An 8,043-nucleotide genomic window follows, 5' to 3' on the forward strand; every position below is an offset into this window, starting at 1 on the left:
GAATTTTAGTTTCCTTCGGTATCGCTGTTTTTACTTTCCCAGCCATGAGAATCAACGACGCACAACCACAAGCAGGTTCTAAACGCCGCCGTCGCCGCGTCGGTCGCGGCATTTCTGCAGGCCAGGGGGCTAGCTGCGGCTTCGGTATGCGGGGCCAAAAATCTCGTTCCGGTAGCGGCACCCGTCCTGGTTTTGAGGGTGGTCAAATGCCCTTGTACCGCCGGGTGCCTAAGCTCAAGCATTTTCCTCTGGTCAACCAGAAGGAATACACCATCATCAATGTCAAGGGTCTGGCTGACTTGGCGGCGGGTACTGAGGTATCCCTGGAGTCGCTGTTAGAAGCGGGCATTTTGACCACCAACGACGGCCCTCTAAAGGTGCTAGGCGATGGTGAGATTACTGTGGCACTGACTGTAAGAGCCGCTGCCTTCACTGGGTCGGCTAAGGAAAAAATTGAGCAGGCTGGCGGCACTTGGGAAGTAGTTGCCTAGCTAGAAGGTTCTTTCATCCCTTAAACTAGGGATGAAAGGGCACTTGCGAAAGTCGTAGCTGCCGTTAATTTATCGCTATACGTAGGGCTGAGGTATCGTTGCATGGTCGTAAGTCGGGGTAAAAATCCCAGCGCACAGGAAACCTTTATGCAGATGGCCCAGGCTGCTGGTCTACGCAGCCGTCTGCTGGTAACCCTGGGTCTGTTGGTATTGGTCAGACTGGGGATTTTTATTCCGGTACCGGGCATCGATCGCCAAGCTTTTGCGGCATCGATTCAGTCAGGTAGTTTGGCTGGCTTTGTGGGATTTTTAGATATTTTTGTGGGCGGTGGTCTGTCGGCCTTGGGCATCTTTGCCCTAGGTATTCTACCCTTCATTAATGCGTCTATCATCATGCAGCTGCTGACAGCAGCTCTTCCCCAGCTGGAAGACCTACAGAAGAATGAAGGGGAAGCTGGGCGGCGCAAGATTTCCCAAATCACTCGTTATGTAGCGTTGGGCTGGGCGATTTTGCAGAGTGCGCTGCTGTCGTCTTTCCTGCTTTATCAGTTTGCCCAGGTTCCTGGCCCGGCCTTTGTGGTTCAGACGGTAATTGCTCTGACCGCAGGCTCGATGTTTGTCATGTGGGTTGGGGAATTAATCACGGAGCGGGGCATTGGCAACGGCGCTTCGCTGCTGATCTTCTTGAACATCGTCTCTACTCTGCCTCGTTCTCTGGGACAGACCATTGAACTTGCCCAGAGCGGCGATCGCGGCTTGGTAGGTGGTGTGATTATCCTCATGCTGGCCTTTCTGGCCATGATCGTAGGCATTGTGTTTGTGCAGGAAGGCACTCGTCGGATCCCCATTATCTCGGCTAGACGTCAAGTGGGTCGCAAGCTCTACATCGAACAGAGTAACTATCTGCCCCTGCGACTCAATCAGGGTGGCGTGATGCCGATTATTTTTGCTTCAGCGGTGCTGGTGTTGCCTATTTCGCTGACTCAGTATGTTACTAATCCGGCGTTTAGCCAGTTTGTAAGCAACTACCTAAACCCGACTTCCCTGTTCTATGTGGCGCTTTACCTAATTCTGATTCTCTTCTTCAGCTACTTTTACTCCTCTCTGGTGATGAACCCTGAGGATGTATCGCGCAACTTGAAGAAGATGGGTGCCAGTATTCCCGGCATTCGTCCTGGTAAGGCGACCACCGAATACATCAGCCGTATTTTGAATCGACTCACTTTCCTAGGAGCTATTTTCCTAGGCATGGTGGCAGTAGTGCCCAGTGCGGTAGAGAGTCTGACCCGGGTTCAGACGTTTCGTGGCTTTGGGGCGACCTCTCTGCTGATTTTGGTAGGGGTTGCCATTGACACTGCCAAGCAGATTCAGACCTACGTGATTTCCCAGCGCTACGAAGGAATGGTGAAACAGTAGTGACTCGACTGATTTTTTTGGGACCTCCAGGGGCGGGTAAGGGCACTCAGGCAGCACTGCTGGCTAAAGATTGTGGAGTACCTCATATCTCGACGGGTGATATTCTTCGTTCGGCTGTGGCGGTAGGCAGTGAGCTAGGTCAGAAGGCCGATAGCTACATGAGCTCTGGTGAATTGGTGCCCGATGATCTCATTTTAGATTTGATTCAGGAGCGCTTGGGCCAACATGATGTTGAGCAGGGTTGGCTGTTAGACGGCTTTCCACGTAACGTGCCTCAAGCAGAGTTTTTACAGAAGCTGCTGGAACAAATTGAGCAACCGGTTGATTTTGTCGTCAACCTGGATGTGGAAAACGACGTTATCGTAGCTCGCCTGCTTCAACGTGGTAGAGACGATGACGAAGAATCAGTTATTCTCAACCGGCTTGAGGTTTACCGTGAGCAAACCGAGCCTTTGATTGAGTTTTATCGCTCTCGTCAGCAATTGGTGTCGGTGGACGGTAATCAGACTATGGAGGCCGTGTACACCGAACTGAAGCGCCTAGTGACAGAGTAGTTGCTGAAGTTATGCTAAATTGTGCCCGTCTATGAGCCGGTTGCTCTGACTGTTGATTTGTACTTAAGGAGAAGACCGCTTGTCTAAGCAAGATCTGATTGAAATGGAAGGCACCATTACTGAATCTCTGCCCAACGCCATGTTTCGGGTAGATTTAGATAATGGATTCAATGTATTGGCCCATATTTCTGGCAAAATTCGTCGTAACTATATCAAAATTCTGCCGGGCGATCGCGTCAAGGTAGAGCTGACTCCCTACGATCTCACTAAAGGTCGTATTACCTACCGGTTGCGCAAGAAGTAGTTTAGGCCGACTGGTTTAGGATGGGTTCTAATAAGTTTTCGGCTCCTGTGCGGAAGATGTCTGCGCAGGGTAGATTCGTTTGAGCTTGAACGAACTGAATGGCCGTGGTGGCTTCTTCGTCGCTGAGGTGGCCAGTGTTGAGGGCGATCGCTGCCACCTTAGCTGGATGAAATGCCCCACCAGCCGTCATCACCTGCTCGTACAGTTCCACAACGCTGGACAGGTCGGGAATTTGGACGTGGGGAAAGTTCTGAATGTGGGTTTGTCCGGCTCGATGTACCAGCACTAGATGGGTTGGTTGGCTCCCTCGTAGGAGGGGCAGCGTTGCTGTGGATGCAGGATTGAGCAGCGACCCCTGGCCCTCTACAAAAATAAAGTCATAATCGGGGCCGTAGCGCATGACCTGTTGTTCTACCGCTCCAGAAGCGTAGTCCACCCGCACGGCATCCAAGGCCACGCCATCGTCTCCCAACATCAGGTTGGTTTGCCCGGTGGCGATCACCTTAGATCGCAATCCTTGTCGCAGGCAGGCACGGTGGAGTTCTAGAGTGGCAGACATTTTGCCCACCGACATATCGGTGCCCACGGTGAGGATGCGTTTGCAGGCCAGCTCGGCGGCTTTACCAGACCCTACGGTAAGTCCTTCAGGCTCTTTACGCACGTCCCAAATCCATTGGTAGTCCCTGATCCAAGGTTTAAGGGCAGGATGGTCGGCCATGGGGGTATGAAGACCATTAACGATACTGAGACCAGCCTTGACCGCCTGCTCGATTTCTTGGAACCATTCGTCGGGTAGCTTGCCGCCGGAGGGGGCGATGCCAATGGCCAGTACGTCTGGGGTGAAAGGGAGTGCTTCGGTTAAAGACTTCACCACGGGGATGCGTTTGTCGATGCCGGCAAGCTGAAGCAGCGATCGCCCTGCCGCCTGGTAATCAATCACCGCGACAATGGGCGACTGACTAAAGCGCAGCATAGCCAACCCTGTTTTGCCCATGGTGCTCTGGGTGCCCTCGTGCATGAGCAAGGCGATGCGGCTATCGGGCTGGAGGTACATAGTCAAGTCCAAGTCCAGGGTGGTCAGAGGGGAGTAGTCGTCCGTCGATGAGCTTAAGGCCAGTGAAGGGATCGTCCTTCAGATTGAGGTGGCTATCGAGGTCGAGGTAGTCAGCCAGGGGCGAGATCTGGGCCATGGCTCCGTTGGCTAAACTGCTGTCAGAATAGCAGCCAAACATAATTTGAAGGCCGCAGGCCCGCGCAGTGTAAACCATCCTCAGGGCTTCGGTCAGCCCACCTGCTTTCATCAATTTAATATTAATGCCATCGACAAAATTCGCTAGACGGGGAATATCTCGGCTGGCAAAGCAGCTTTCGTCTACGAACACCGGGATTGGCGAGTGCTGCCTGAGCTTGAGCAGGTTCTCTTCTTCGCCTACGGGTAGGGGCTGTTCGAGATGGGTGACCCGGCGATTGCCCAGCCAGGTCGCCATAGCCTTGGCCTCCGCTAAACTCCAGCCGCCATTGGCGTCAATGCTAAGGCTGACATTGGCGGGGACGTGGTCGTATATTGCCTGAAACATAGCTTGGTCGGCCTCAATACCCTGGGGGCTACCGAGCTTAATTTTAAGGACGCGGGCGGAGGTTTGCTGTAGCCAATCCTGCGATCGTCTTTGGGCTACTGCCGGCGACGAAATCCCCACCGTGACTGATGTGGGCTGAATGCAATCTAAATTTAATCCCAATAATCGCCAGATTGGTTGTCCGGTAGCCTTGCCACACCAGTCCCAAAGGGCCACATCCAGGGCGGCGCGGGTAGCGGAGTGGATGGTTAAATCTGCCGCGATGGACTCGATGGACTGGCGATCGAGAGGATGGTAGGCGGTTAACACTTTTCCTAGCTGAGCAAGCTCAGCCTGCAACATCTCCACAGTAGTTTGTCGGTGGGTGCCGATGGAAAAGGGGACTGCTTCGCCCCAGCCTTCGACACCATCGGCGCACAGCTTGAGCCATAGATTGGTGGACTGGGCCGTGGTGCCGCGACTAATGGTGAGCGGTACGCGCTTGTGGACTGTGAAAGGTTGATAGGTCAATTCCATGGTGTTTCCTTAGGGTATGAATCTATGCAACGTGGGTTTAGCCAAATCTCATTAGGCACAACGTCTGCCACACCAGCATCTTGAATAGCTACCTTGCTATTGAGCTCCAGACTAATTGACTCATGTAGCGATGACTGTTGCGCTCAGGACACCTGGCCCTGCAGCTGGCAAGGACCACCACAGTATTGTTGTATAGCTAACACTTCAGACTTCCTTCTTTGTTCTTTATCCATCGTCCCTAAGCCGCATATGATAGGGCAGTCCACCTCACCACTACCCACCATGGCGGCACAGGCACAGATAGGCATCATCGGCGGCAGCGGCCTTTATAAAATGGAAGCCCTCACCGACATCGAAGAAATTCGTATTGATACCCCCTTTGGCAGTCCCTCCGACGCCATTATTTTGGGTACCTTGGATGGCACCCGCGTAGCCTTTTTGGCCCGCCATGGTCGCGGCCACACCCTCATGCCTACCGAGCTTCCCTTCCGCGCCAATATCTACGCCATGAAATCCCTCGGCGTTAAGTATCTGGTTTCCGCCTCCGCTGTAGGTTCTCTCAGAGAATCCGCCAAGCCGCTAGATATGGTTGTGCCCGATCAATTTATCGATCGCACTCGCAACCGTGTCTCTACATTCTTTGGCGACGGACTGGTGGCCCACATCACCTTTGGCGACCCGGTGTGCAACCACCTGGCTAAGGTACTGGCCGACGCTGTCGAAAGTCTTGAATTGCCCGACGTCGAGCTGCACCGAGGCGGCACCTACGTCTGTATGGAAGGCCCCGCCTTCTCCACCAAGGCCGAGTCAGAGCTCTACCGCAGTTGGGGGGCCACCATCATTGGCATGACCAACCTGCCTGAGGCCAAGCTAGCCCGCGAAGCTGAGATCGCCTACGCCACCCTCGCTCTAGTCACTGACTACGACTGCTGGCACCCCGACCACGACAGCGTCACTGTCGAAATGGTGATCGGCAATCTGCAAAAGAATGCCGTCAATGCGCAGCGGGTCATCCGCGAAGTTGTCAACCGCGTCGCTGCCAACCCGCCCGACTCCGAGGCCCACTCGGCCCTCAAGTACGCCATCATCACGCCCTTAGATAAAGCACCCCAGATTACCCTCGACAAGCTCAGCCTGTTATTGCAGAAGTATCTCCCCTAACTAGAACTCCGAGTTTTTCAAAAACTCGGAGTTCTTTGCTAAGAACTACACCACCTCAGCCACAATGCGAAACCCGATCTGGTTGCTGTGGGTGTTGGCTTTAAATCCGGCCCGATAGGCTGATCGGCAGTCCTGGGGTGGGCTCTGCCACGATCCACCTCGCACCACCCGCCATTCGTTCTGATCTAATGACCCTTCTGCCGGAGCACACCATTCCAGCACGTTACCGTGCATATCGTAGAGGCCAAAGTCATTGGCCTTGCCAAAGCTGCCGACATTTGTAGTGGTGCCGCGAAACTGGCCGACGGGCTCCTGCTGGTAAGGCTGGGTGCCGTCATAGTTGGCCAACTCCGGGGTGAGAGTTTGCCCGGTGTGAAAGGGCGTTGTAGTTTTAGCGCGACAGGTGTACTCCCACTCAGTCTCGGTAGGCAGGCGAAAACGGCTGACGCCAAAGGCTGCGGGGTAGATCGCTATCCACTGGTTGAGGCGATCGCAAAACTCCACCGCCTCGTGCCATGAGACCTGCTCCACCGGCAGACTATCCCCGCTAAAGTAGGCGGGCTCAGGGTCTAGCGGTCTATTCATCGCCGCGAGCATCGCTACGGCTTGCCACTGTTCCTGGGTAACCGCGTAAAGACCCATCCAAAACGCATCTACTGTGGCGATTGCTTGGGCCGGCTGAGAAGGATCGTAGCCCCGTTCCGTATCAGGCGCTCCCAGCACAAACTGGCCACCTGAGATTGACACTAGAGGTAAAGACACCGGGCCATTGGGGCCATCCAACCATAGCTCTTGGTATGCCGGGGTGGCAAACCGCACTTGAGTCAAGTTTTTCCCATACTCATCGACAGTTACCGATTCATAGGTGTAGGGGCTGCCTGTATCCCTAACGGCTAATTCAGCCCCCTCTAAACCAGGCGCTTCGGTGCTCTCAATAGACTGTTGCAGTCGCTCTGGCAAAGTCGATAAGTCGGGTAGGTTACTGGCAATCTCTCCCACTGTGAAGTTTTGCAGGGCTGGCACCCGCTGTCGCATTGCCAGCGCCGTACCTCCACCCACGATTCCCATGCCCATTAGACGTAGCCAGCGGCGACGCCCCACCCGCACAGTAGGAGCCTGAGTGCTTTGATTGGCCGTCGCCAGGGCCGCCGCCAGTTCATCAATAATTAAGCTGGCGGTAGCCGGTACTGCGGCTGACTCACGTCCAGCCAAACCGCTAAACACCTCCTCAATCCGATGAATCAGCCGATCCACATCGCGGTGAAAGTCAGGGTCGCACCGCACCTTAGCACTCTGGCGGTAGGCCAAAGCCTTAAGTCCTTCGGGCAAAGCCGCTTCTCCGGGTAGCTTGGCATCCCCCACCAGGACGGGAATCACCAGGCGATCGCGCTGGAGCGCTGTTTCAATTTCAATCCGTACCCAATCTGCTGGGTTTGCCAGCCTAGGTTTACCCCGATCATCCGTGACCTCCAGCCAGTGAGGATCAATAATCGCCAGCAGCACCGGGCAATGACTCACCGCCTGCTCCAGATGATGGCGATAATTGACCCCCAGTGGAATAGAGTCTATGTCTTTGAAAATGCGGTCTTCGCTAAAGTGGGCCACCAGGCGATCGTAAATACGCCCCGTAACGTCCGTACTGTGACGACGCCGATAGGAAATAAAGACAGACTTTGCACGACTCATATGACTTAACTACCAAAATGCAGAATGCACACCTGGTAGCTGAGATGCTTGGCGCCCTCCAAAAGGTTCAGACTCTAGCTGCTTTGTTCAATTCCTCACATTTCGAGGCCTGCACTGTGAAATTTCAACAGCAACCTTACAGTTTGGCTAACCTGCTCCCACGCCGTACAGGCCTTTCTACCAGCAAACCCGGGATGAAAATATTTTTCATCTATATCTGTACTTTTAGCTACAGAGCCTTTCAATCCATATACCCCTTGTGCAGAGGGAATTCCGGCCACTACCCGTGCTGTTCTTTTCCATGCTCTGACCGCCATATACGGTGTTGGCTGAGAGAT

9 protein-coding genes are annotated in these 8,043 nt (G+C 54.1%); 5 read left to right on the forward strand and 4 right to left on the reverse strand.

All coding sequences use genetic code 11. The features are described from left to right. Window positions 1-44 precede the first annotated feature (44 nt). The 4 genes from rplO (at window position 45) to infA (ending at window position 2,765) form a co-directional block, all read left to right on the forward strand. The gene (gene rplO / locus AC0QKW_RS02055; protein WP_473149389.1) at window positions 45-491 is read left to right on the forward strand and encodes a 50S ribosomal protein L15; all 447 of its coding nucleotides are present in this window, start codon (window positions 45-47) and stop codon (window positions 489-491) included. Window positions 492-593: 102 nt separating this feature from the next. Then, the gene (gene secY / locus AC0QKW_RS02060; protein ID WP_473149390.1) at window positions 594-1,907 is read left to right on the forward strand and encodes a preprotein translocase subunit SecY; all 1,314 of its coding nucleotides are present in this window, start codon (window positions 594-596) and stop codon (window positions 1,905-1,907) included. After that, window positions 1,907-2,461, forward strand: a complete 555-nt coding sequence (locus AC0QKW_RS02065) for an adenylate kinase (RefSeq protein WP_473149391.1) — start codon at window positions 1,907-1,909, stop codon at window positions 2,459-2,461. Before secY ends, AC0QKW_RS02065 begins: the two co-directional genes overlap by 1 nt. A gap of 79 nt (window positions 2,462-2,540) precedes the next feature. Beyond that, entirely contained in the window at window positions 2,541-2,765 is a 225-nt protein-coding gene (infA, locus tag AC0QKW_RS02070; protein WP_017297627.1) for a translation initiation factor IF-1, read from the forward strand. A gap of 1 nt (window position 2,766) precedes the next feature. On the opposite strand, the gene AC0QKW_RS02075 is transcribed toward infA, so the two are convergent. Both AC0QKW_RS02075 and AC0QKW_RS02080 read right to left on the reverse strand, forming a co-directional pair. Next, entirely contained in the window at window positions 2,767-3,819 is a 1,053-nt protein-coding gene (locus AC0QKW_RS02075; RefSeq protein ID WP_473149398.1) for an N-acetyltransferase DgcN family protein, read from the reverse strand. Then, entirely contained in the window at window positions 3,800-4,858 is a 1,059-nt protein-coding gene (locus tag AC0QKW_RS02080) for a dipeptide epimerase (protein ID WP_473149392.1), read from the reverse strand. Before AC0QKW_RS02080 ends, AC0QKW_RS02075 begins: the two co-directional genes overlap by 20 nt. A 282-nt stretch (window positions 4,859-5,140) precedes the next feature. Between AC0QKW_RS02080 and AC0QKW_RS02085 the strand changes: the two genes are divergently transcribed. Beyond that, window positions 5,141-6,019, forward strand: coding sequence for an S-methyl-5'-thioadenosine phosphorylase (locus AC0QKW_RS02085; protein WP_473149393.1), 879 nt, complete (start codon window positions 5,141-5,143; stop codon window positions 6,017-6,019). A 45-nt stretch (window positions 6,020-6,064) separates the two neighbouring features. On the opposite strand, the gene AC0QKW_RS02090 is transcribed toward AC0QKW_RS02085, so the two are convergent. Both AC0QKW_RS02090 and AC0QKW_RS02095 read right to left on the reverse strand, forming a co-directional pair. Beyond that, window positions 6,065-7,705, reverse strand: coding sequence for an SUMF1/EgtB/PvdO family nonheme iron enzyme (locus tag AC0QKW_RS02090; RefSeq protein ID WP_473149394.1), 1,641 nt, complete (start codon window positions 7,703-7,705; stop codon window positions 6,065-6,067). Between the two features lie 95 nt (window positions 7,706-7,800). Next, on the reverse strand, window positions 7,801-8,043 hold a 243-nt coding region (locus tag AC0QKW_RS02095; RefSeq protein ID WP_473149395.1), incomplete at its 5' end, for a hypothetical protein.

The organism is Pseudanabaena sp. PCC 9330, assembly GCF_055795045.1.